The sequence below is a fragment of the Phaeobacter sp. NW0010-22 genome, assembly GCF_040365955.1.
Classification (GTDB): domain Bacteria; phylum Pseudomonadota; class Alphaproteobacteria; order Rhodobacterales; family Rhodobacteraceae; genus OMPR01.
Genome location: NZ_BAABWT010000002.1, coordinates 283,733 through 307,803, shown reverse-complemented (window position 1 = coordinate 307,803; position 24,071 = coordinate 283,733). Strand labels below are relative to the sequence as shown.

The following is a 24,071-nucleotide window of genomic DNA, read 5'->3' as shown; positions in this document are numbered from 1 at the left end:
CATTTTGAAGCCAGAGTGGTTTGCAAAAGGTTGCCAATTCAGGGCATAATCGCTCGAATTTTCTCTCAATCCTTTGTATGTGAGGGGCTGGGAGAGACAAAATCAGGGACTGATAAATGGAATTTGCCAGACCTTTGCCCAGCTATCTGGTGCAACGCTATCACGGTTGGAAAGCCACGGCGTATAAGGAAAACCAAGGGTGGTATCGACGTCTAGCCACCGAGGGCCAGCGCCCGCGCGCGATGGTCATCTCTTGCTGTGACAGCCGGGTGCATGTGACATCCATCTTTGGGGCTGATCAGGGCGAGTTCTTTATACATAGAAATATCGCTAATTTGGTGCCACCTTATCAGCCGGATGGGGATCATCACGGCACCAGTGCGACGATCGAATATGCTGTGACCGTTCTAAAGGTTTCACATCTGATCGTGCTTGGACACTCACAATGCGGTGGTGTTCAGGGATGTATTGATATGTGCCACGGGCATGCTCCAGCGCTGGAAGCAAAAGAAAGCTTTGTCGGCCGCTGGATGGATATTCTAAAGCCAAAGTTCGAGCTGGTGCGCGATATCGAAGATCCCGAAGTACAGGCCAGGCAGTTTGAGCGTCAAGCGGTTGTCGCGTCACTTGAAAATCTGATGACGTTCCCCTTTGTCGCTTCGGCTGTTGAGGCGGGGTCCATGAGCTTGCATGGCTTGTGGACAGACATCGGAGAAGGTGGTTTGGAATGTTATGATCCAAAGGCCGACAAATTTCAGAAAGTTTGATCCGGTATCAAAATGGAAATTGAGAATGGCGCCGGGTCTCGGCGCCATTTCTATTTTCAGCGCAGCACCATTCCTTCGGGCCAATTGAGGGTAGTTTCGAGTAGAATTGTTCGCTCGTCACCGGGCTTTAACTTCATGTCCCAGGCTAGAATGCCGCGGCGGTTGTCTACGTTCTGATCGCTTGGCATTGGGCGAGCCGTCCACGATATTTGCAGGTCCTCTTGTTCAGAGTAAGGAATGCGATCCAACAGGCGCAGAGGCCAATTTTGCTTGGTCAGATTGTCGATTTTGATTTCAACCGTTTCCGTCTTTTGGTTGGATCGGGAGATGATCCCAGTGTCGCCTTCGTTTCTGGCCAGAATATCGCGGGACAGCTGTAACCCGTCGATAGGGCCAAAGGCGATATCGGCCTGTTCCCCGGAGACCAAACCACTAAATGCGTCGCTTCCAATCAGCTCACCGTCCACATATCGGCTGGTGAACGGGCTCGCCAGGATTTCCTCACCCGTGGTGTTAGTGACCCGGGCGATGCGGAACGCTGTATTGTTGCGCAAGGGGGCGGCCCAGGCCATAACCTCGGCAGGCTCGCTTAAGCTATCGAGTTCCAATCGCAGGACATCCGCGTTTGATGCAATCGAGACAGGGCGGCCGTAGGTATATGTCACGCCAACAGTGGATGTTGCGACCTGCCAAGTTTGCCCAACAGCATCAACGACTACGGGTTCAGCAAGTGGAGCATCGCTCAGATAAGCCTCGGCACGTTGTTTTTGTCTGGGTTGCGGGGCTGGGTCGGGCCGTGGTTCTGAAATGCGTAACCGATTAGTATGGATTTCAGATGGCGCGATTTGCCCGACAGGTTCTAACGTTGAAAGGTGTAGTGTAACGTCGGTCCAGTTTTCACCGGTGTTTTGTTCAATCATCGCATTTCGCTGAATAGTCAGCGTTGGCGTGTCCGATGTCTCTAGCTTTAGATCGTAAGCAGGTGCCCAATTGCTGGCTCCTTCGATCAGGTAAGACAGCGTGACTGTGGCCGTTCCAGCGGTCGTAGCGGTTGCCTCGATCGCAATGTAGAGTCGGTTTTCGTCTTCCAATGCGATCGCTTGCAGCGCTTCCTGTGCCTCTTGGCGTTCCTTTTGCAGGGGCTTGAGGTTTTGTTCGATACTGCGGGCCTTTAACTCGGCTTCATGAGCGGTTTGCGCAGCGCCGAGAGCCTCTTGTCCAACCACCTGAGCCAGCGCGCGCAGCGATTCTGGATCGGCCTGTGCCAGACCTTCATTTTCGCCAAGATTGTCTAGAAACCTGATGGTGCTTTTGGCAGCGTCTGCCGCGAGCCGAGCTTTGGCAGCAGCATTATGCACATCTTGAATACGCACGTTAATGGTTCGGAGTGTGTTCTCTGCCGCCAATACCGCGTCTGATTTATAGTCCCGTGGTGGCACAAAGGTATCGCGATAGATCAGGCTAGTGCGTTCAGCACCCGATAGATCAACACGCAGGGATTCTGGCACGATACCACGCGGAACACCCAGCAACACAAGGCGATGCTGTCCGGCAGGGATTTCAAGGCTCGACGTTCGCGTGATCGCGGCACTGTAGGGGTGCAGGGTGACATCCGATACCTGGCTGGGAACGGGTATTATCTCTGCCCATGCAAGGGATGGGATAAGGGCAAAGGCGGAAAGAAGAAGACGCATGCGAGCTCGCTTTGATCACTAATGACACATCCTGAGCTTTGCAGCGGTCCACAAACAAAACAAGGGCGCCCGTGAGGACGCCCTTGGAATTGGTCAATTGTTGCCGAGGCTTAGCCTTTTTTCAGGACTTCGCGACCCAGCAATTCAGCAATCTGTACAGCGTTCAATGCCGCGCCTTTGCGCAGGTTGTCAGAAACGCACCACAGGTTCAGGCCGTTTTCAACAGTCGAGTCCTGACGGATACGGCTGATGAACGTGGCGAAATCGCCCACACATTCGACGGGGCTGACATAGCCGCCATCTTCGCGTTTATCGATGACCATGATACCCGGCGCCTCGCGCAGGATGTCACGGGCTTCGTCTTCGTCCAGGAAATCTTCGAATTCGATGTTCACGGCCTCAGAATGGCCAACAAACACAGGCACGCGGACACAAGTGGCCGTAACCTTGATCGATGTATCAATGATCTTCTTGGTTTCAGCGACCATCTTCCATTCTTCCTTGGTCGTGCCGTCTTCCATGAAGACGTCGATGTGGGGAATCACGTTGAAAGCGATCTGCTTGGTGAATTTCTTGGCAGGCTTGTCGTCTGTTGGGTTGTAGATCGACTTGGTCTGATCCCACAGCTCATCAATGCCTTCTTTGCCTGCGCCCGATACCGACTGATAGGTCGACACAACAACGCGCTTGATCTTGGCGCGGTCATGCAAAGGCTTCAGCGCAACGACCATCTGCGCGGTCGAGCAGTTGGGGTTGGCAATGATGTTCTTCTTGGAATAGCCGTGCACAGCCTCGGGGTTGCACTCGGGCACGATCAACGGAATGTCGGGATCGTAGCGGTACAGCGACGAGTTATCGATCACAACACAGCCCGCAGCTGCCGACTTGGGTGCATAAATCTTGGTCGCTTCGGAGCCAACCGCAAACAGCGCGATATCCCAGCCCGTAAAGTCAAACGTATCCAGATCTTGGGTCGTCAGCGTCTTGTCGCCAAAGCTCACTTCGGTGCCCAAGGAACGACGGCTTGCCAGTACGGCAATTTCGTCCACGGGGAACTGGCGCTCAGCCAGAATGTTCAGCATTTCGCGGCCCACGTTGCCTGTGGCGCCGACAACGACGATGCGGTAACCCATTTTCTTTCTCCAGATAGGCCGGTTCGACAACCAGCGGCGGTTCCATACAGCGAAAGCGCCCGAGGGGAAAGAGGGTAGGTTAGTCTATGCTGTCGCGGCTGAACAAATAGATCACAAGTCCCACCAACAGGGCCGCTGCGAAGAACCCAAAGATAGCGGTGTAAGGCGCGCTAGGAACGGTGCCGATTGTTGCTTCGTGTATGCGACCAGAAATCAATTGCATCACGCCAACTCCGCCGATGCCAAAGAGGTTCAAAAGGGTCATGCCACGCCCAACCAGATGAGGCGGGGCAAAGGCGCGCCCATGAGCCATGATGACCGGGAAGGTTGCCCCTAGAAAACCAACAAGAGCGATCAAGGTGACAGAGGTCCAGATGCTATGATCAATCCAAATCACAAGCGAAATCATGGCCAAGGCACCCAAGAGGTTACCGCCAAAGATCACCCACTTTCGTGTGCCGAGGATGCGATCCAACGGGCCATAGACAAAGGTACCGGCGATCATAGCGGCGCCCATAACCAACGTGGCTTGTCCGATCTGGTTTGTGCTTAGCCCGAAAACATCGGTTAAATACGGGCCAGCCCATAGTCCGCGCAACGCGCCAGCCGGAGCATAAGCCACAAACATTAGCGGTAGGATGGCCCAGATAGCGGGCAGTTTGAGCAGATCGAGAACAGAGCCTTTTTCAGTGGTTTGGACCGGTTCCGGGTCTTTAACGGTGAACCAGATCCCGCAAGCCACAAGGCTTGAAAGAACGGCCAATCCCCCCAAGGTCCCACGCCACCCGATCAGATCGACAGCCAGCGCGGTTGGGTAAGAGGCCACCAAATTACCGATTGAGCCGACTCCCAACATCAACGCGGCTAGTGTTGCAAACCGCGCCGGAGGATAGTTGCGGGCAAAGATGAAATACGAGGCCATCAGAACGGGCGAACACCCAATCCCGATCAGAACCATGGCCAGATTTACGTGCAATGGGGCTGCAGCGAGGGCAAACAGCAGTGCTCCACCACCGCCACCAAAAAGCAAGAGCGTGGCAGCTGAGCGGCGTGGGCCGATTTTGTCCAACGCTAGTCCAACGGGCAATTGCATCGCGGCAAACGTCAGGAACCATAGCCCAGATGCCGTTGCCAGATCATCAGGCGTAGCACCGATATCTTGGTTCAGGATCGATGCGAGCACCGCCAAAAATGCGCGAAAAAACTGGCTAAGGACATAAGCCAGACACAATACAATCAAACCCACCTGCATGCACTGGTTCCTCTAGCGTGACGCGTTTCGAGAAGGGGTTACATGGAACGCGCCGATGCACAAGGCTGTGTTAATTGTTGCATTTTCTTGTCAGGTGAGGATCGAGCGATACCATGACGCGAAGCGGAAGGAGCTTTGATGTGAACACGGGCGTCGACGAACATGGTGACTCATTCTATCGCGAACTCCCTTTGTCTCGGGATTTCACCTTAATGGCCGATCCAGATAGCTTCACCCCGGTACCGTCGGATTGGCTAATTGGAACGACTGATATCGTCAATTCAACTGGTGAGATCGCAAAGGGGCGTTACAAGACTGTCAACATGGTTGGTGCTGCAGTCATCTCTTCACTTATCAATGGGTTGGAAGGTCGTGCTTTCCCGTATGTATTTGGTGGGGATGGTGCGTCTTTTGCGGTTCCCGTAACGGCAGCTCAAACGGTATTTGCAGCGCTCGCTGATTTGCGCCGCTGGGCTGAAGAAGAATTTGGAATCCAGTTGCGTGCGTCTTTGGTTCCTGTGGCCTTGGTGCGAGAAGCTGGGCGAGATGTCTGTGTTGCGCGCTTTTCTGTTTCCGATGGCGTGGACTATGCGATGTTCTCAGGTGGCGGTCTGGCCTGGGTTGAGCAGGAAATGAAAGCGGGTGTGCATATTGTTGAACCTGCAGCTCCTGGTGCCCAGCCTGATTTAACGGGCTTGTCCTGCCGCTGGTCCAACGCGCCCGCTCAGAACGGACAGATTCTTTCCCTTGTTGCCCAGCCGACCAAGCGGGCAAGTGAACGTGATTTTGCCGATCTCGCACATCGTGTGGTTTCTATTTCAGAAGGCTTGTTACGCTCGGGGCACCCTGTCCCACTTGGGGGGCCGGGTGTTCGTTGGCCGCCGCCGGGGTTGGACCTAGATGCGCACGTGTCACGAACGGGCAAGAATCTGACCGTACAAAAGGCAAAACTTTTGGGGCAGAATCTGTTGATCTGGTTGCTGTTTAAGACAGGCGTGAACCTTGGGTCGTTTGATCCGAATCATTATGCAGCGATGGTTAGCAATAATGCTGATTTCCGAAAATTTGATGATGGTTTGAAAATGACATTGGATTGTGATCCGAACACACGGGTTCAGATCGAGCAGATTTTGGAAGAGGCGCGTATGTGCGGTAAAATCAAATACGGCTTGTTCGCGCAAGACGAGGCGATGGTGACGTGTATTGTTCCATCAGCTGTGCGCGACGATCACGTCCATTTTATCGATGGTGCTGCGGGCGGCTACACGCAGGCAGCCGCCCAGATCAAAGGTTAAAACTGACCCGTAACCGGGGGCGTCAAGCAAGCCCACCTGCGATTTCGGTGATCACGTCATAGGCCATCATCACATCCTGCTCAGTCGCTTCGAAGTGGCCGGCTTGGAACCGAATGACTAAATCCCCATCAACGCGGGTCTGTGTTAGATAAATGCGCCCGTCATCATTGATCGCATCGACCAAGCGTTGGTTTAGCGCGTCCAGATCGTCGGCGCCCTTAGGGGCATAGCGAAAGGTGAACAGGGACCACATCGGGATCGTCACAATTTCAAAGTCAGGGGTTTGTGCGAGCTTATCGTGCAGCGCAACGGACCAGTTCACATGATTGCGAAGGCGATCCCTTAACCCTTCAAGGCCATAGGTGCGGATCACGAACCAAATTTTGAGCGCTCGGAACCGGCGCCCCAAAGGCACGGACCATTCGGAATAGTTGATAATCCCGTCTTTGCCGTGGGTCTTTAGGTATTCTGGTTTGATCGCCAAGGTCCGCACCAAATCATCGGGGCTGCGCAGAAAATGTGCACAACAGTCGAATTGAACCCCAAGCCATTTGTGTGGATTGAAGACGATACTGTCTGCCCGTTCGATCCCGGGCCAATAGTGACGGAATTCAGGGCAGATCATCGCCGATCCAGCCCATGCAGCGTCCACGTGGGTATAAAGCCCGTATTTCTCTGCAACATCCAAACACTCGGCAACGGGATCGGTGGCGCCTGTTCCGGTACCGCCAACGCACAGGATGACACCCGCAGGTGTTAGACCTGCCGCAATGTCAGTTTTGATTGCGGCTTCTAGGGCAACGGGATCCATCCCGCGCCAATCGCCTTGAATTGGAATGCGGATCAAATTGTCTTGCCCGATGCCCGCAACCCAGATGGCACGATCAACCGAGGTGTGTACCTCGGAAGAGCAATAGATCCGCAAGGGGGTCTGACCCGGAAGCCCTTGGGTGTTGCCCGTCCAGTTGAGCGCTTTTTCTCGCATAGTCAGGACTGCCGCCAACGTGGCTGATGATGCGCTATCCTGGATGACTCCCTCGTACTCAGACGGCAGATCGAGCGCTTGGCGCAACCAATCCATCATCCGGGTTTCCATCTCGGTGGCGGCTGGCGAGGTTTGCCACAACATGCACTGGGGCGCGATGGCCGACGACAAAAACTCTGCCAAGACCGAAGGCGCGGAGGCATTGGAGTTGAAGTAGGCAAAGAACCGTGGGTGTTGCCAATGTGTAATGCCGGGCATGACGATGTTTTCGAAATCCTCAAAGATATCTTCCATCGCTTGCGGCGTTTCAGGCGGCGTTTCGGGCAAAGCATTGAAAACCTCACCGGGTTCAGTGCGCGCGCGAACAGGGCGGTCCCCGACGGTCAGGTGATAATCTTGGGTCCAATCAGCAACCTTGCGACCCCAATCGGCAAACTCATTCCATTTCATGTCGTTCTCCTTGGGATGTGACGTGTGATCGTGCAGATTCGGCGATGACCTTGAGTGGATCAGAACGCAATGGGTCTGCATCGGTACATGTTTTGTTTGGGCTAAATATGATCTCGGATCGTTCCGATTTTGGGCGATAGCTCGGGGTCGATATCGCGCATTTCCAGCGACAGGGCGATCGAGTGTTGTTCCATTGCGGGTGCAAGATGTGCCTTGGCGACTTGGAACAGATGGGCCGTGGCCTTTTTCCGGGTTTCCAGATCACGCCCTGCGCGCAATCTAACCGAAATATCCAAATAGGCGTGCTTTGGGTCGCCGTCCGCGATGGAGACGTAATCAGCCCGCATGGCCCGAACCCGAATACCCGGCATTGGGAATACGCCCGTTTCAATCGCGGCTTTGCGCAACACGTCACACAGCATCGGGATGCTGGTGAGTTCTTCGAGATTGGCAGAGTAGTCCAGCATGAAGTGCGGCAAGCGGCTCACCTTTGGTCAATATAGTTAACATGTGAAATAAAGGCATCCCGATCACAAAGTCAATATTGATGGTGGGAACCGGTAACATTCTTGGGAAAGGAATAGTCAGGGTAGGTCTGGACATTGGCTGCAAGCCTCGCATGACTAAGGCATGCACCAGGGTGCAAGTGACACCGAACCAAAGGAGCTAAAATGCGTGGGACGCAGGATATTCAAACCGTTGGTATCGTTGGCGGGGGCATAATCGGTCTCAGCTGGGCCAGCTTGTTTTCGGCCTTTGGGTTTCAAACCCATGTCTATGATCCTAATCCGATGGTGTCCGCTGATATCGGGCCGTTTGTTCGCGATGCTTGGGCTATCATGGCGGAGTTGGAGCTTGGAACTGTTTCGGACCCAGAATTACCCAGATTCTCTTCCGACTTAGCGTCATTAAATATAGTCGATTTCGTTCAGGAAAATGGCCCGGACCGAATCGAAATCAAGCAACAAACGATTCAATCGCTTGAGCAGGTTGTGCGGCCTGACGTGATCATAGCGTCGAGCACGTCTTCGTTGTTGGCGTCTGATATTCAACGCGGGGCTCGCCATGCTGAGCGTATTCTTGTCGCCCACCCAATGAATCCGCCCCACATGGTGCCGATGGTTGAACTGGTTGCAGGAAAACTGACCGCGCCAGAAATCATAGATCGCGCCGAAGCCCTGTATCAGCGCATTGAGCGGGTTACGGTAAGGGTGAAAAAGGAAGTCGTTGGCCATCTAGCGAACCGGCTTACATCCGCACTGTATCGCGAGGCCGTTCATATTGCCGCCGAAGGTATAGCGGACGTCGAAGATATCGACCGTGCCATTTCCTATGGGCCGGGCATGCGCTGGGCGTTGATGGGGCCGCATCTGACTTATCATCTGGGCGGGGGTAAAGGCGGCTATAGACACTATTTGGATCACCTTGGTGCCACACAAGAGGCGCGGTGGCAGGAGCATGGCACACCCGAACTAACAGAAGCCGTCAAAAACATGTTGGTTGCAGGAGTTGATCGCGAACTGGAAAGCCAAGATGAAGCGACTTTGGTCAAACGTCGGGATGCGGCTTTGGCGCAAGTGTTCAAGGTTAAAAAGACCTGGGGATTTTGAGGGGAGGAAATCCGCCAGAGACAAGGGGGGTCGTCTCTGGCGGAACGGCCAGGTGGGTGTAGCTGCTGTACCTGGCCTTCAGCTCATCCGCCGGGGCCAATTCCCAGCGTGACTTGCTTTTGAAGCAAGGCCTTTTTCCAAATGATCAGACGTCGCGGTATTAACCAGCTGGGGACCCGGGGGCGGATCTGTCGGTCGGAGCATTAAGGTATCAGGCCCTAAGTAAGATAAGGGGGAACTAGTGTTCGGTGTGCAAGCGTCAATGGAGACAATGCGGTTTGCGTGTTAAAAGTGCGCAAATTTCCGCTTATGCAACCAATGGTTGCTGGCGATAGTCTGCCAATTTGAACAAATCTTTCGGGATTTCATCGTGCATTGGCTTCCTGATTGACGATGAAATCTTGGGGAAAGTGCCGTCTCAACGTCGGTTTCAACGGGAGATGGGTAACCGCGAATCGGCTAGGTATGTATTCTGCAGGTCCAATCCAGACAGCAATGTGACGCGCAACAAGGTGATGACGGGCGATGTGGTGACCCGTTCACAGGCGTTGGTTTTGTCGCTATCTCTCGTTTGTGTGGAAGCAAGGGTTTGTTAGACAGGCGGCCTTTGTTTGATCGCAACACGATAAAATCGGCAACTATGAGGAGCGTTCGCAATGAGCGACAGCTTGTTTTCTCTACCCTTGACCCCGGGAATTCCAGTTAATGGCGAGACGGGAACCTACCCGATTGGTCGGATATTTTGCGTCGGGCGTAACTATGCTGCGCATGCCGCTGAGATGGGGCATGAGGTGGATCGCGAGGCTCCATTCTATTTCACCAAGTCTGCGGCCAATGCGGTGCTGACCGGGGCAGAGGTTGCTTACCCACCGGGGACTGAAAATTTTCACTATGAAATGGAACTGGCATTGGCGATCGGTAAGCCGGTATTCCAGGCAACCCAGTCTGAGGCATGGGAGGCAGTCTACGCGTATGGTTGTGCATTGGATATGACCCGGCGAGACCTGCAAATTCGGGAACGCAACAAGCAACGGCCTTGGGATTTGGGCAAAGACGTCGAAAATGCCGCTGTCTTTGCACCGCTCACTAAGGTCACGGATTGGTCGCCAGATGATGGGAAGCGCATTCATTTATCGGTAAATAAGGAGACCCGGCAGAACGCAACGTTGGCGGAATTGATCTGGAAGATCGACGAAATTATCTGCCACCTGTCAAAATACTATCATCTGCGACCCGGTGACCTGATTATGACCGGCACACCCGCAGGTGTCGGTCCCGTGGTAGCTGGCGATGAGATCACAGGCGGCATAGACGGGTTGGACCCGATCCAATTGTCATTGACCGCTGCTGAATAACCTTAACAACCAGTCCAGCCAAAGCGTCTTTGGCTGAACTGGTTTGATATACGTGACCGCAAAGGGATGTTGAAATGCGGCTCACTCTAACTTCGTCTGCCAATCTTGAGAGAGGGAGCTTGCGTCTTGTACGGGTTCAGTTGCAGTCTCGACAGGTAAGACGTGTAAGCAATATATTGCATTGATGCTGGAAGTTTGCATTATAATGCCAACACGAGGGATTAGAGGGAGGAACCACATGACTTATCGCAGAAAGCTTTTGGGCTTGATTGGTGGGGCTGCAGTCGCGGCTATGGCCACCGGTTTCGGAACAACTTCGGCGCTGGCGCAAGAGGTTACGCTGAAACTTCACCAGTTTCTGCCTGCACAGGCGAACGTGCCAAAACTGGTGCTAGATGTCTGGGCGGACAATGTTGAAAAAGATTCGGGTGGCCGGATCAAGGTCGAGCGCTATCCCTCGATGCAATTGGGCGGCAAGCCACCAGAGCTGATGGACCAAGCCATTGATGGCGTTGCGGACATCGTTTGGACTGTTGTTGGCTATACACCTGGCCGTTTCCCCAGCACAGAAGTGTTCGAGCTTCCGTTCATGATGACCGATGCCCGTGCAGTGAGCCGTGCGTATTGGGAAATGTTTGAAAAGCACATGAAAGACACCGAGTTCAAGGATGTGCACATTCTTGGCACATGGGTGCACGGTCCCGGCATGATCCACACGGCTGATCCAGTGGAAACACCGGCTGATCTGCAAGGCATGAAAATCCGTGGTGGATCTCGATCCGTCAATTCGTTGCTAACGAAACTGGGCGCCACCCCGGTTGGTATGCCTGTGCCCGCTGTGCCTGAGGGTCTGTCCAAAGGTGTGATCGACGGCACAACCATTCCTTGGGAAGTCACCGCCGCGTTGAAGGTTCCTGAACTGGTTGAAAACCACACCGAATTCGAAGGTCGCGCGCTTTATACGCTGACGTTTGTTCTGGCGATGAACAAAGCCAAATATGAAAGCCTGCCTGACGATCTGAAAAAGGTTGTGGATGACAATTCGGGTCTGGAGTTCTCGGTTTTTGCCGGTGGCACGCAGGCGGACGCAGATGGCCCCGCACGTGAACAGGCCGAGGATCTTGGCAACAACATCATCACCGTGGATGCGGCTGGTGTCGAAGAATGGCGCACGCTGGCGCAGCCGATTTATGACGAGTGGATCGCTGATATGGCATCCAAGGGCAAAGACGGTCAGGCTTTGATCGATGAGGCCCGTATGCTGATCGAAAAGTATTCGCAGTAAACACATTGGCCGTGGCGGTCCAATTCGCCACGGCACTTTTTCCAGAAAGACACTTGACTGATGCACAAGCTGATGATGGGGCTGGCGCGAACGCTGGCCATCGTTGGCGGGATCGTTCTAAGCGCACTGATCCTGCTGACCTGCGTATCCATCCTGGGCCGTTTGCTGAACGGCTTTTTCCACGGTGATTTCATGGAAAGCGTTGCCCCCGGCTTTGCCTCTTGGGCCATCGGGATTGGGATTGGTCCTGTGAATGGGGATTTTGAGCTTGTCGAAGCTGGTGTCGCCTTTGCCATCTTTTGCTTTTTGCCACTGTGTCAAATCACGGCGGGCCATGCTTCAGTCGATATCCTCGCGAATAGTTTCCCCGCGGTTGTGAACCGGTTCCTACGTATGGTGATCGAGATCGTCTTTGCAGCTGTCCTATTGCTGATCATGTGGAAGCTGTTTGATGGGATGATGAGCAAACGTTCCTACGGCGAAACTACGTTCCTTTTGCAGTTCCCGATTTGGTGGGCCTATGCACTCAGCTTTGTTGCGTCTTTAGCGGCGGCTATTGTTGGTGTGCATATGGCGGGTGTCCGTATTATCGAGTTTCTGACCGGGCGTGTTCTGGTCTGGGATGGCACGGAGGCAAGCCATTGAGCACGTTAGAGATTGGGATTGCGTCGTTTCCGGCGTTGATGGTGCTTATCTTTTTACGGGTACCGATTGGGCTTGCAATGTTTGTTGTAGGTCTGGTTGGGTTGATCTGGGTGACGGACGGGACGCAGGTCGCCTTTGGGCGGCTCAAGAGCGAAACCTATTCGACCTTTTCCAGCTATTCGCTGACCATAGTGCCAATGTTCCTGTTGATGGGGCATTTCGCGACCTTGGGCGGCATGTCGAATGCCCTGTTCAAAGCCGCAGAAAGCTGGCTTGGGCATCGCAAAGGCGGGGTGGCTATGGCCTCGATCGGGGCGTGTGCTGGTTTTGGTGCGATTTGTGGATCGTCATTGGCAACGGCTGCCACGATGGGGCGCGTCGCTTTGCCCGAACTTAAGCAATACGGCTATGCGGGCGGGTTTTCGACTGCCACACTGGCCGCGGGTGGAACCCTTGGTATTCTGATCCCTCCGTCAGTGGTTTTGGTGATCTATGCCATTTTGACAGAACAAAATATCGCCAAGCTGTTTTTGGCGGCGTTCATTCCCGGATTGCTTGCGGCATTGGGCTATGTTCTGGCAATTTCTTTGTATGTTCGTCTCTATCCAGAAAGCGCGGGCACGCGGCCTGCTGTCCCCTATGCGGAGCGCTTTGCCGCTATGATACAGGTTTGGCCGGTGCTGCTGGTGTTTGGCTTGGTTGTGGGGGGCATCTACCTGGGTTGGTTCACTCCAACCGAAGGGGCCGCTGTTGGCGCCTTTGGCACAGCTGTAATCGCTTTTTTCAACGGTGGACTAACGCGCGCAACACTGGTGGAAAGCTTTACCGTGACGGCGCGTTCTACCGCGATGATCTTCTTTATCGTTTTGGGTGCCGGGTTCTATAACGGTTTTCTTGCGCTGACGCAGGTCCCTCAAGAACTCTCCAGCTTTGTGGTGGCGCAAGGGTTCAGCCCGTGGGTCGTCTTGGCCCTGATCCTGTGTTTCTACCTTGTTTTTGGCTGCCTAATGGACAGCCTTAGTATGATCCTGTTGACGATACCGATCTTTTTCCCGGTGATTTCGGCAATGGATTTTGATCTGATCAATCTTGCTGCAATGCAGGCAGATGCTGCGCGCGAGGTGCTGGCCAATGGGGTGCCTGAGGGCATGGCGGCTGAAACACTAGCGTCGATCAAGGATGCAATTGCTACGGGTACAGAGCTTACCCGCGCCGAGATGAAAGAGCTGGGTATTCGGGTCACCAAAGGTATGGCGAACCGGATGGAGGCTGAGCACGTTGCGATCTGGTTCGGCATTCTGGTTCTGATTGTTGTCGAAGTTGGTCTTATCACCCCTCCAGTCGGGATGAACCTGTTCATCATCAACGCGATGGATCGTACGACTCCTATGGTTGAAACGTACAAAGCGGTCATGTTCTTTGTTGGGTCCGACATTGTCCGGGTGATCATTCTTGTCGCCTTTCCGGCGATCACGCTGTTTCTATTGCCGGGGTAGGACCTCTGCCGCTCCGGTCTCTGACACTCCGCATCCCATCTCTTGGGGTGCGGTCGCTTAGCGAGGTGCAAAGATGGATTACGTACGCCACAACGTCCTGCGCGAGGATGGCCCCAAGGGGGAGATTTTTCTGCGCTCGGGATATGAAGCCAGTGCGCCTGTTTCCAAAACTACGGATTGGTTACATCATTGGGCCTCTGAGCGTCCGAATGCTATCTTTCTGGCAGAGCGCAGCGGACCGGTTTGGCGTGAGGTGCATTATGGCGAGGCGTTGGAACGGGTTCGCGCCTTGGCAGCCGGATTGGTCGCGCGAGGAATGGGGCCGGATACCCGGATTTTGATCCTGTCTGGCAATGGAATAGACCACGGATTGCTAAGTCTTGCCGCGCAATACGTCGGGGTTCCAACGGTTCCAGTGGCCGAGCCCTATTCGTTGGTGCCAGACGCGCAGGTGCAGTTGAAATACATTCTTGAACTGATCGAGCCGACCATGGTGTTTGCCGAAGACGGTGCGAAATTCGCGTCTGCTCTTGCGTTGGACGAAATGCAGGGGCGTGAAATCGTTGTCAGTCAGAATGCCGCGCCCGGAATGACGCAGCTTTCGGATCTAACGAAAGAGCGGGCAGAGATTGATCCGGTTGCAGCCAAAGTCGGGCCAGAAACCGTAGCTAAGATCCTTATGACGTCTGGGTCGACGTCGAATCCGAAGGGTGTGCTGACGAGCCAACGCATGATGTGTACTAATCAGGCAATGTATGGGGATGCACTGCCCGCTCTGACTGCTCGCCCCCCTGTTATTGTTGATTGGTTGCCGTGGAACCATGTTTTTGGTGGGTCGTTCAGTTTCAACCAAATGCTGGCCTTTGGTGGGTCGCTTTATATTGATGGGGGCAAACCAGCACCTGCGTTGATCGGGCAAACGATCGAGAACCTAAAAATGGTGCCGTCAAACTTGGCCTACAATGTTCCGGTTGGCTTTGCTCTGTTGCGGGACGCGATGCGTGAGGATGCGGAATTACGGGCCAAGTTCTTTGCGGATCTTGATCTTATCTTTTACGCCGGAGCCTCGTTGCCGCGCGATGTTTGGGATGATTTGCGTGCGATGTGTTTGGCTGAACGAGGTGATTTGCCGTTGGTGACAACGTGCTGGGGGCTCACTGAAACTGCACCAGCATGTATTTTTCAGCATGGACCTTTGGAGGAACCCGGCGTTGTCGGTGTTCCGCTGACCGGTACTGTGGTGAAGTTGGTGCCTGAGGATCTGCCGCGCTTTGAGGTGCGCGTTAAAGGCCCGAATGTGTTTTCCGGTTATTACAAGGATCCGGAAAAAACAGTCGACGCCTTTGACGGCGAGGGGTATTTTTGCACGGGCGATGCCATGACGTTGGTCGATCCTGATGACATGTCCAAAGGCTTGCGATTTGACGGGCGAATTTCTGAAGATTTCAAGCTGTCCACGGGCATCTGGGTTCGCGCCGCATCCTTGCGATTGGAAATTTTGGTGGCTTTGGCGTCTTTGGCGGCGGACGTTGTTATCACAGGGGCTGATCGCGACGAAGTTGGGGTTTTGATTTTCCCTACGCCTGCCGTGACAGAAAAGCTAACAGCGGATGAGGGCATTCTATTACCGGAAGAATTTGAGATTGAGATAGCAAGTCGATTGGCAAAACTGTCCGCGGGCAAGGGTTCCTCGGCGCGTATCACACGTGCTATTATTTTGGCCGAGCCGCCTTCGATGGCAGAAGGTGAAATTACTGCCAAGGGCAATCTCAATTTCCGCAAACTATTAAGTAGACGGGCTGATATCCTGACGCGCCTTTATGCGGGGGCTGCTACAGGAATAATAATTGTGCGATAAAATGCATATTTCAAGAAAAGATGTGCGCAATATGTTGCATATTGCGGCTAACGATGCATTATTACGCACATATTAGAGAGGTGTGTGGCGCCGGTTAGGAGGACCGCCTGCGCACCGCTCAAGCCAATCACGCCGGGGAGGGGTAGATGAGCGGAAACGCAGCACACTATTTTGTGGATCGCCATGTGGAGCAAGGCCGTGAGGATCGCGCGGCTTTTCGCGAAGCGGCTGGCGCAAAACGGTCACTGACCTATGGTACATTGGCGCAAAAAACGGGCCAGGTTGCCTCGGCTTTGGTGCGGGCGGGGATTCCGCGAGAAGCACGCGCCGTGATGTTGGTTTTGGACCAGATCGAGTTTCCCCAGATCTTTTGGGGATGTCTTAAGGCTGGTGTTATTCCGGTACCGTTGAACACGTTGCTGGCGACCTCGGTCTATGACGCGATTTTACAAGACAGTCGCGCAACGTGCTTGTTTGTCTCAGAGGAACTTTGGCCGGTTGTCGAATCTGCGGCTCGCGCCGCCTCGCATCTCACGCATGTCGTTGTGATCGGAGACGCCCCCGAAGGAACCGATAGCTTTGGCGATTTTGTGCAGGGGTGCGAACCGTCGCAAACTGTCGAGGCATCGGAAGATGATGTTGCGTTCTGGCTCTATTCCTCGGGCTCGACGGGTCAACCCAAAGGCGTGCGTCATGTTCACGGCAGCCTGCAGGCGACATCGGACACCTATGGTGCGCAGGTTTTGCAGATCGAACCGGATGATGTTGTTTATTCCGCTGCCAAATTGTTCTTTGCCTATGGCATGGGCAACGGCATGACTTTCCCGATGTCTGTAGGGGCAGAGGCGGTGCTGTTCAACGGCCGCCCCACGCCGGATATGACGGTTCAAATCCTGAAAGATGAACGTCCAAGTTTGTTTTGTGGTGTGCCCACCCTCTATGCCGCGACAGTCGCGTTGCTAGAGCAGGGGACGGTGCCGGACACTAATCTGCGACGCTGTATTTCAGCGGGCGAGGCGCTGCCCGAAGACATTGGCAACGCATGGCAGAAACTGACGGGCACGGATATTCTGGATGGCGTTGGGTCGACCGAAATGTTGCATATCTTCCTGTCGAATGCGCCTGGTGATGTAGCCTATGGCACGTCCGGGCGCCCCGTGCCCGGATACGAGGTACGTTTGGTCGACGAAAATGGTGCAGAGGTTCCTGTTGGCGGGATTGGTGAGTTGTTGGTGCGTGGGGCCTCGGCGGCTGATGGGTATTGGAACAAACGTGATAAGAGCCGGGCAACATTCGAAGGTGAGTGGACCCGGACGGGCGATAAATACGAGCTGACGCCAGAGGGGCGGTACATCTACTGTGGGCGCACGGATGACATGTTCAAGGTATCAGGAATCTGGGTGTCCCCGTTTGAGGTGGAGCAGGCGCTGGTATCGCATCCATCGGTTCTGGAGGCTGCGGTCGTGGCCGTGCGTGACGATCAGGGATTGGAAAAACCCAAGGCTTATATCGTGCTGAAACAAGAGTTGACCAACGGGCTAGCAGACGAGCTGAAAGAGTTCGTCAAAGAGAAGGTGGGCAAATGGAAATACCCCCGCTGGATCGAATTTGTTGAAGATCTACCAAAAACAGCGACCGGCAAAATTCAACGGTTCAAATTGCGGGAGCAGACGTGATGATTGAGTGGAGCGAAACCCCAAGGCAACAGATGCAGATGAACGGTGTGGCCTTGGAATACGCCTGCTACGGGCCGGACCCCAGCGCGGCGGCGACGATCGTGATGCTGCACGAGGGGTTAGGTTGCGTGGCGCTGTGGCGGGATTTTCCGGCATTGGTGGCGAAACGTACTGGTTTGGGGGTGCTGGTTTATTCCCGTCAGGGGTACGGGCAATCTGATCCTGTTACTTTACCGCGCCCGCTGGATTTTCAAACGCGCGAGGCGCTGGATGTACTGCCGCATCTTCTCGACCAAGCAGGCATCGAGCGGTGTATTCTGTTTGGTCATTCCGATGGGGCCACCATCGCTGCGATTTATGCCGGTAGTGTTGAAGATCGTCGCGTGCGCGGTCTCATTTTGGCTGCACCGCATTTTTTCACCGAAGAGTCTGGTTTGGCTGAAATCGCCCGCGCAGGGGAGGCTTTTGCGCAATCTGGTATGCAAGAGAAGATGGCGAAATATCATCGCGATCCGGTTGGGGCCTTTCGGGGGTGGTGTGATGTGTGGCTGGATCCGGGTTTCAAGGATTGGAACGTGGCTGAGGTAATTGATTACATCCGCGTGCCGATCTTGGCGATTCAGGGGTACGGGGATCAGTACGGTACAATGGCGCAGCTCGATGAAATCTCTGATCGGGCCTATTGCCCGGTGGATCGACTCGAAATGGATTGTCGGCATGCCCCGCATCAAGAGTGCCCTGATCAGACATTGGGGGATATCGCAGAATACTGCGCCCGTCTTGAACGTATTGAGCATGCTGAAGTGGTTCCGGCGTAAAAATTAGTGCATTATAATGCAACAATTTACACCCATATTAACTTACATATCAAAATGATGTGCATTATTTTGCTAACTTGTGCTTGTTCTGCATGATTTGTTGTATTAAGTTGCACATCGAAACGCAAACGTGGAGCCTGGCATGTCCTCAATTATCGACTTTCAGACAGACCCCTCAAAATACCGCCACTGGAAGGTGGAGTACGACGGTGAGATCGCAAATCTGTTCATGGATGTGGATGAAACCGCTGGGTTATTTCCGGGGTATGAGCTCAAGTTGAACTCTTATGATCTGGGGGTGGATATCGAGCTGGCCGATGTGGTGCAGCGGATGCGATTCGAGCACCCAGAAGTCAAAGTGGTGGTAATGCGGTCGGCCAAGGACAAGGTGTTCTGCGCTGGGGCAAACATTCGGATGTTGGGCGGTGCCAGTCACGCGCACAAAGTCAATTTTTGTAAATTCACCAATGAGACTCGCAACACGTTCGAAGCCGCCGAGGCGGACTCGGGGCAGAATTATATTGCTGCAGTCAAAGGGGCATGTGCGGGCGGTGGGTACGAACTTGCACTGGCCTGCAATCATATCATGCTGACCAACGATTCAACCTCTTCAGTGGCATTGCCTGAGGTGCCATTGCTTGCGGTTTTGCCCGGAACGGGCGGTCTGACCCGGGTGACCGACAAACGTAAAGTCCGCCGGGATCTAGCGGATGTTTTCTGTTCCGTCGAGGAAGGTGTCAAAGGTCAACGCGCAGTGGATTGGCGGCTGGTGGATGAGGTGTTCGCGAATTCCAAATTCGATGCCTCGGTTCAAGAGCGGGCCCAGGCATTTGCGGCCTCTTCGACCAAAGTTACCTCAGAGCAGGGTGTCGAGCTTTCACCGCTAAATCGTAGCTTTGCAGAGGACGGATCGGTCACCTATTCGACTGTTGAGGTCGCGCTGGATCGTGCCGAAGGGCGCGCAACCATCACGATCAATGGCCCAGAAGAAGATGCGCCCGCATCGATGCAGGCGCTGACCGAACAGGGTGCTCAGGCTTACATGCTCCGCTTAGCGCGGGAATTGGATGACGCGATCTTGCATCTGCGTTTGAATGAGCGCGAATTGGGGTTGGTTGTTTTCCGTACTCAGGGGGATGCGGAAAAGCTGATCGCGCACGAGGCGCTGTTGACGGACAACGCAGACCATTGGTTGGCGAATGAGATCCTGAAATACTGGAAACGAGTGTTGAAGCGGGTCGACATGACATCGCGATCGCTGGTGGCATTGGTTGAACACGGATCGTGTTTTGCAGGTGTTCTTGCCGAACTTTTGTGGTCGGTCGATCGATCCTACATGATGTTGGAGGAATTCGAGGGCGACAATCGTCCGCTTGCGGCGGTGACACTGACCAACAGCAATTTTGGCACCTTCCCAATGGGAAATGATCTGACCCGCCTGCAAACCCGGTTTTTAGGTGCGCCCGAAGCGGTTGAGACTGCGCGGGGGCGGGTTGGTGAACCGCTTGAGGCAGACGCCGCCGAAGCGCTTGGCCTGATCACATATGCCTTTGATGACATTGATTGGGAGGACGAAGTGCGTCTCTTCATGGAAGAGCGCGCCAGCTTTTCGCCGGATGCGATGACAGGGATGGAAGCGAACCTGCGGTTTGCAGGACCTGAAACGATGGAGACTCGCATTTTTGGACGGCTAACCGCATGGCAGAACTGGATTTTCCAGCGCCCGAATGCAGTTGGCGAAGAAGGTGCCTTGCAGCGCTACGGCACTGGGGTGCGCGGCGAATACAACATGGAACGAGTTTGACGGGGACTGGATCATCAGTCGCAGGGGAGGAATGAAATGCTTGATCTGATTAATGTGAGCTATGATACGCAGATCCCAAACAATGTGGGTCTGAGCCAGGACAAGAAGGTGCTGAAAGCGCTGGAGAAATGGCACCCGGGATACATCAATTGGTGGAACGACCTGATCCCGCAGAATTTTCAGGAAAGCATGGTGTATCTGCGCACTGCGGTTTCGGTTGATCCCAAGGGCTGGGCCAAATTCGACTATGTGAAAATGCCAGAATACCGTTGGGGTGTCCTGTTGGCGCCGCAGGTCGAGGGGCGCACCATTCCTTGTGGTGAACATTACGGCGAACCCGCTTGGCAGGAAGTTCCGGGTGAATACCGCAATTTGATGAAGCGCTTGATCGTTATTCAGGGCGATACAGAACCTGGTTCGGTTGAACAGCAGCGCTTTTTGGGTCTGACGGCACCTTCACTTTATGACATGCGCAACCTGTTTCAAGTGAATGTCGAAGAAGGTCGGCACCTGTGGGCGATGGTCTATCTGCTGCAGAAATACTTTGGTCGCGATGGGCGCGAAGAGGCGAATGACCTGTTGGTCCGCTCGTCGGGTTCCGAAGAAGCCCCCCGGATGTTGGGCGCATTCAACGAAGAAACGCCGGATTGGCTGTCGTTCTTCATGTTCACCTATTTCACCGACCGTGATGGTAAGATGCAGTTAGAAAGCTTGGCCCAATCCGGGTTCGATCCGCTGAGCCGCACTTGCCGGTTCATGCTGACCGAAGAAGCGCATCACATGTTCGTGGGCGAAACGGGTGTCGGACGGACCATTCAGGCCACCTGCGATGCGATGAACAAAGCGGGAATTACCGACCCCTATGACATCAATAAGATCCGGGATCTGGGTGTGATTGATCTGCCCACGATTCAGAAGAAGTTGAACCTGCACTATACCCTGTCATTGGATCTGTTCGGGCAAGAGGTCTCGACCAACGCGGCCAATGCCTTCAACTCGGGCATCAAGGGTCGGTTTATGGAGATGCGGATCAAGGATGATCACAAGCTGAGCAATGACACCTACATGGTGCGCAATGTTAAGGGCGGCGCGATCGTCTCGGAAGAGGTGCCAGCCCTGACAGCGATTAACATGCGTCTGCGCGATGATTATGTCAAAGACGCTGCCGGCGGTGTCGGGCGTTGGAATAAACTCATCAGCAAGCACGGGATCGAATTTGCCATGACCCTGCCGCACGAAGGGTTCCATCGCAAAATCGGAGTCTTTTCCGCGGTTAACGTAAATCCCGACGGGGATATCATCCCGCAAGAGGAATGGGATGCCAAATCAAAGGACTGGTTGCCGACCAAAGCGGATGGTGACTTTATTCAATCCTTGATGAAGCCATGCTTTGAACCGGGTAAATACGCCAGCTGGATTTCCCCACCTAAAGTTGGGATCGACAACAAGCCTGGCGATTTTGAATACGTTCAGCTTCATATGGCATAATGAGGAGGGCGGGTTTTACCCGCCCCGTTCTAAAAGGGAGAGGATCATGGAAATTCAGCGTGGCATCGCCACAGCCCCCCGAACAACACAGGTGGGTCAGGACATTGCAAATCTCAGTGGCCCTTGCGTTGGGTGTACGGAATGCAAGGGCGTGTGTCTTGAGTTGATCGAGGCGCTGACCTTGCCTGATATCTTGTTGCGCCGGGATCGGAACACATGACCAAACCTTTTAAACAGCATCTGATCGATCCTGAAATTTGCATTCGGTGTTACACCTGCGAAATGACGTGTTCAGCTGGAGCAATTGAACATGACGACATGAATGTGGTGGTGGATGCCTCGAAATGTAATTTCTGCATGGACTGCATTCCGGTTTGCCCGACCGGATCGATTGACGAATGGCGGGTGGTGACTACGCCCTATGCTGTCGAGGATCAATTGGAGTGGGAGGAGTTGCCAGAACAGGTTGATCTGGCCAGCGAAGACACAGGTCTAGAGGCGCTAGATGATGCGATGGAAGCCTTGTTGGCCGAAGCGCATAGCGGTGCAGGCGGCAAAGCAAGGGCCCCGGCGTCTGCGTCGAAACCCACGATAAACCTTTATACGTTGGGCAAGCCTGCGCAGGCCCGTGTGCAGGGTAATTACCGTCTCACGGATAACGCCAGCGATAGCGATGTGCGCCACATTATTCTGGACCTAGGTGCATTGCCGTTTCCGGTGCTCGAAGGGCAGAGCGTCGGGATCATTCCCCCCGGCACCGATGCCGAAGGCAACGCGCATTTGCCGCGACTGTATTCGGTATCCAGTCCGCGCGATGGGGAACGTCCGAATTTCAACAACCTGTCCCTGACTGTCAAGCGCGAGGAGCAGGGCCTGTGTTCCAACTATGTCTGTGATTTAGCCCCGGGTGATACCGTGCAGGTAACAGGCCCGTTTGGCGCAACCTTCTTGTTGCCATCAGACACGAACGCGCATCTTTTAATGATCTGTACGGGAACCGGATCGGCACCCTTCCGGGGGTTCACGATGCGCCGTCAGCGTGAAAACCCAACGTTGAAAGATACACTGACCCTTGTGTTCGGGGCCCGGCGCCCAGAAGAGTTGCCATATTTCGGTCCACTCGCCAAAGTACCTGACAGCTTCATGAGCAAGCATTTTGCGTTTTCGCGTCAAGACGGAGAGACCAAGCATTACGTTCAGGATAAGCTGCGCGAACAGGCTGAAAAGGTCGGTCAGTTGTTGCAGGATCCCAATGGGCATATCTATATCTGCGGCCTTAAGGCGATGGAGCAGGGAGTAGAAGAGGCACTCAAGGATATTGCACGCGGTATCGGTTTGAATTGGGTCGATGTTCGCGATAAGATGCGCGAAGATGGGCGCTATCACGTAGAGACGTATTAAGCGTTCTGTTTCGTGTCCTCTCTGGCTATTGCAAGATAATGCGCGCGGTGGCCTGATCTATTGTCAGCACCCCGTAAATGCTGTATGATTAGGCATTATTTTGCACAAAGAACGAGCGAAATGGCCGAAATTACCAATTTCCGTGGTGAGAGCACACCAAACAATCCAGCGGATGATGCAGAGGCGTCGGTCAAAGATTTGATCGCTCGTGTCGGTGACCGGGTACGCAAAGCGCGGGAGCGGCGTGGCATTCCGCGCCGTGTCTTGTCGGAAATTTCCGGCGTGTCCCCCAGATACCTTGCGCAACTCGAAGCGGGCGAGGGCAATATCTCGATCGGATTGCTGCAACGCGTTGCGGTTGCACTGGATCACCGGATTGAGTGGCTTGTCGGGGAAGACGACCCATGGACTTCGGATGCGATGCGGGTGGCTGATTTGTTTCGGGTTGCCAACACAGAAGTTCAGCAGACAGTATTGCAAGCTCTGAACCCAGAGCCTGAGCAGGTGATGCGGGCGCAGCGGATTTGTCTGGTCGGCTTACGAGGGGCCGGGAAATCCACCTTGGGGGCTCGCTTGGGAGAAGTCCTTGATGTTCCCTTTGTTGAATTGAATGCAGAGATCGAAGAACAGAGTGGCATGCCAGTGGATGAGGTGATGGCTCTGTACGGTCAAGAAGGATATCGCAAGCTCGAGGCACAGGCGGTGAGCCGTGTGATTGCCACCCATGAAACATTGATCCTTGCAGTGGCTGGCGGCATCGTAGCCGAGCCGGAAACCTATAAGAGCCTGCTGAGCAATTTTCACACCATTTGGCTACGCGCCTCTCCAGCCGAACATATGGATCGAGTGCGCGCGCAAGGGGATGAACGCCCGATGGCAGGCAACCCCGAGGCGATGGAGCAGCTTAAGTCAATTCTGAAAAGCCGTGAGGCGCTCTATGATAAGGCGCGCGCGCAGCTGGATACAGCTGGCCAGACGATTGATGCGTCATTGGAATCGCTTTTGGAATTGGTGAAAGAGCGTGGCTTTGTCACTCAGCAACAGATCCAGTGACAGCCT

Annotated in this window: 20 protein-coding genes; 15 read left to right on the top strand and 5 right to left on the bottom strand. The window is 54.2% G+C overall.

Annotation, left to right across the window (positions count from 1 at the left end):
• The first annotated feature begins 116 nt into the window (after positions 1-116).
• Positions 117-767: a carbonic anhydrase gene (locus tag ABWV33_RS05670; protein ID WP_215193922.1), complete on the top strand. Its 651-nt coding sequence runs from the start codon at positions 117-119 to the stop codon at positions 765-767.
• Between the two features lie 56 nt (positions 768-823).
• Here the strand turns inward: ABWV33_RS05670 and ABWV33_RS05665 are convergent, their stop codons facing one another.
• The 3 genes from ABWV33_RS05665 to ABWV33_RS05655 form a co-directional block, all read right to left on the bottom strand.
• A complete protein-coding gene (locus ABWV33_RS05665) occupies positions 824-2,461 on the bottom strand; it encodes a DUF4139 domain-containing protein (protein WP_353329430.1) in 1,638 nt (545 codons plus the stop codon).
• Between the two features lie 110 nt (positions 2,462-2,571).
• Complete coding sequence (locus tag ABWV33_RS05660; protein ID WP_113823851.1) at positions 2,572-3,594, bottom strand: aspartate-semialdehyde dehydrogenase; 1,023 nt, start codon at positions 3,592-3,594, stop codon at positions 2,572-2,574.
• A gap of 79 nt (positions 3,595-3,673) precedes the next feature.
• A complete protein-coding gene (locus ABWV33_RS05655) occupies positions 3,674-4,846 on the bottom strand; it encodes an MFS transporter (RefSeq protein ID WP_353329429.1) in 1,173 nt (390 codons plus the stop codon).
• A gap of 113 nt (positions 4,847-4,959) precedes the next feature.
• Here ABWV33_RS05655 and ABWV33_RS05650 point away from each other — a divergent pair, with 113 nt between their 5' ends.
• Entirely contained in the window at positions 4,960-6,141 is a 1,182-nt protein-coding gene (locus ABWV33_RS05650; RefSeq protein WP_353329428.1) for a DUF3095 domain-containing protein, read from the top strand.
• A gap of 22 nt (positions 6,142-6,163) precedes the next feature.
• Here the strand turns inward: ABWV33_RS05650 and ABWV33_RS05645 are convergent, their stop codons facing one another.
• Complete coding sequence (locus ABWV33_RS05645) at positions 6,164-7,576, bottom strand: pyridoxal phosphate-dependent decarboxylase family protein (RefSeq protein ID WP_353329427.1); 1,413 nt, start codon at positions 7,574-7,576, stop codon at positions 6,164-6,166.
• A gap of 101 nt (positions 7,577-7,677) precedes the next feature.
• The gene (locus ABWV33_RS05640) at positions 7,678-8,055 is read right to left on the bottom strand and encodes a 5-carboxymethyl-2-hydroxymuconate isomerase (RefSeq protein WP_353329426.1); all 378 of its coding nucleotides are present in this window, start codon (positions 8,053-8,055) and stop codon (positions 7,678-7,680) included.
• Between the two features lie 192 nt (positions 8,056-8,247).
• Between ABWV33_RS05640 and ABWV33_RS05635 the strand changes: the two genes are divergently transcribed.
• The 13 genes from ABWV33_RS05635 (at position 8,248) to ABWV33_RS05575 (ending at position 24,065) form a co-directional block, all read left to right on the top strand.
• A complete protein-coding gene (locus ABWV33_RS05635) occupies positions 8,248-9,186 on the top strand; it encodes a 3-hydroxyacyl-CoA dehydrogenase NAD-binding domain-containing protein (RefSeq protein WP_113823846.1) in 939 nt (312 codons plus the stop codon).
• 656 nt (positions 9,187-9,842) lie between these two features.
• A complete protein-coding gene (locus ABWV33_RS05630; protein WP_353329425.1) occupies positions 9,843-10,541 on the top strand; it encodes a fumarylacetoacetate hydrolase family protein in 699 nt (232 codons plus the stop codon).
• A 238-nt stretch (positions 10,542-10,779) separates the two neighbouring features.
• Positions 10,780-11,826, top strand: coding sequence for a TRAP transporter substrate-binding protein (locus ABWV33_RS05625; protein ID WP_113823844.1), 1,047 nt, complete (start codon positions 10,780-10,782; stop codon positions 11,824-11,826).
• Between the two features lie 60 nt (positions 11,827-11,886).
• The gene (locus ABWV33_RS05620; RefSeq protein WP_353329424.1) at positions 11,887-12,471 is read left to right on the top strand and encodes a TRAP transporter small permease; all 585 of its coding nucleotides are present in this window, start codon (positions 11,887-11,889) and stop codon (positions 12,469-12,471) included.
• Positions 12,468-13,967: a TRAP transporter large permease gene (locus tag ABWV33_RS05615; RefSeq protein ID WP_113823842.1), complete on the top strand. Its 1,500-nt coding sequence runs from the start codon at positions 12,468-12,470 to the stop codon at positions 13,965-13,967. Before ABWV33_RS05620 ends, ABWV33_RS05615 begins: the two co-directional genes overlap by 4 nt.
• 73 nt (positions 13,968-14,040) lie before the next feature.
• Positions 14,041-15,825 carry a feruloyl-CoA synthase gene (locus ABWV33_RS05610; protein WP_353329423.1) on the top strand — a complete coding sequence of 595 codons (1,785 nt, stop codon included), beginning with the start codon at positions 14,041-14,043 and terminating at the stop codon, positions 15,823-15,825.
• Between the two features lie 146 nt (positions 15,826-15,971).
• Complete coding sequence (locus ABWV33_RS05605; RefSeq protein WP_353329422.1) at positions 15,972-17,501, top strand: benzoate-CoA ligase family protein; 1,530 nt, start codon at positions 15,972-15,974, stop codon at positions 17,499-17,501.
• Positions 17,501-18,319, top strand: coding sequence for an alpha/beta fold hydrolase (locus tag ABWV33_RS05600; RefSeq protein WP_353329421.1), 819 nt, complete (start codon positions 17,501-17,503; stop codon positions 18,317-18,319). The genes ABWV33_RS05605 and ABWV33_RS05600 overlap by 1 nt, the downstream gene beginning before the upstream one ends.
• A gap of 142 nt (positions 18,320-18,461) precedes the next feature.
• Positions 18,462-20,123 (top strand): 2,3-epoxybenzoyl-CoA dihydrolase, encoded by a 1,662-nt coding sequence (gene boxC / locus ABWV33_RS05595; protein ID WP_353329420.1) that lies wholly within the window; start codon positions 18,462-18,464, stop codon positions 20,121-20,123.
• A 36-nt stretch (positions 20,124-20,159) separates the two neighbouring features.
• Positions 20,160-21,611, top strand: a complete 1,452-nt coding sequence (gene boxB / locus ABWV33_RS05590; RefSeq protein WP_353329419.1) for a benzoyl-CoA 2,3-epoxidase subunit BoxB — start codon at positions 20,160-20,162, stop codon at positions 21,609-21,611.
• Positions 21,612-21,657: 46 nt separating this feature from the next.
• The gene (locus ABWV33_RS05585) at positions 21,658-21,831 is read left to right on the top strand and encodes a hypothetical protein (RefSeq protein WP_162930637.1); all 174 of its coding nucleotides are present in this window, start codon (positions 21,658-21,660) and stop codon (positions 21,829-21,831) included.
• Positions 21,828-23,012: a benzoyl-CoA 2,3-epoxidase subunit BoxA gene (boxA, locus tag ABWV33_RS05580; RefSeq protein WP_353329418.1), complete on the top strand. Its 1,185-nt coding sequence runs from the start codon at positions 21,828-21,830 to the stop codon at positions 23,010-23,012. The genes ABWV33_RS05585 and boxA overlap by 4 nt, the downstream gene beginning before the upstream one ends.
• Before the next feature lie 120 nt (positions 23,013-23,132).
• Entirely contained in the window at positions 23,133-24,065 is a 933-nt protein-coding gene (locus ABWV33_RS05575; protein WP_353329417.1) for a helix-turn-helix transcriptional regulator, read from the top strand.
• The last annotated feature ends 6 nt before the right edge of the window (positions 24,066-24,071 follow it).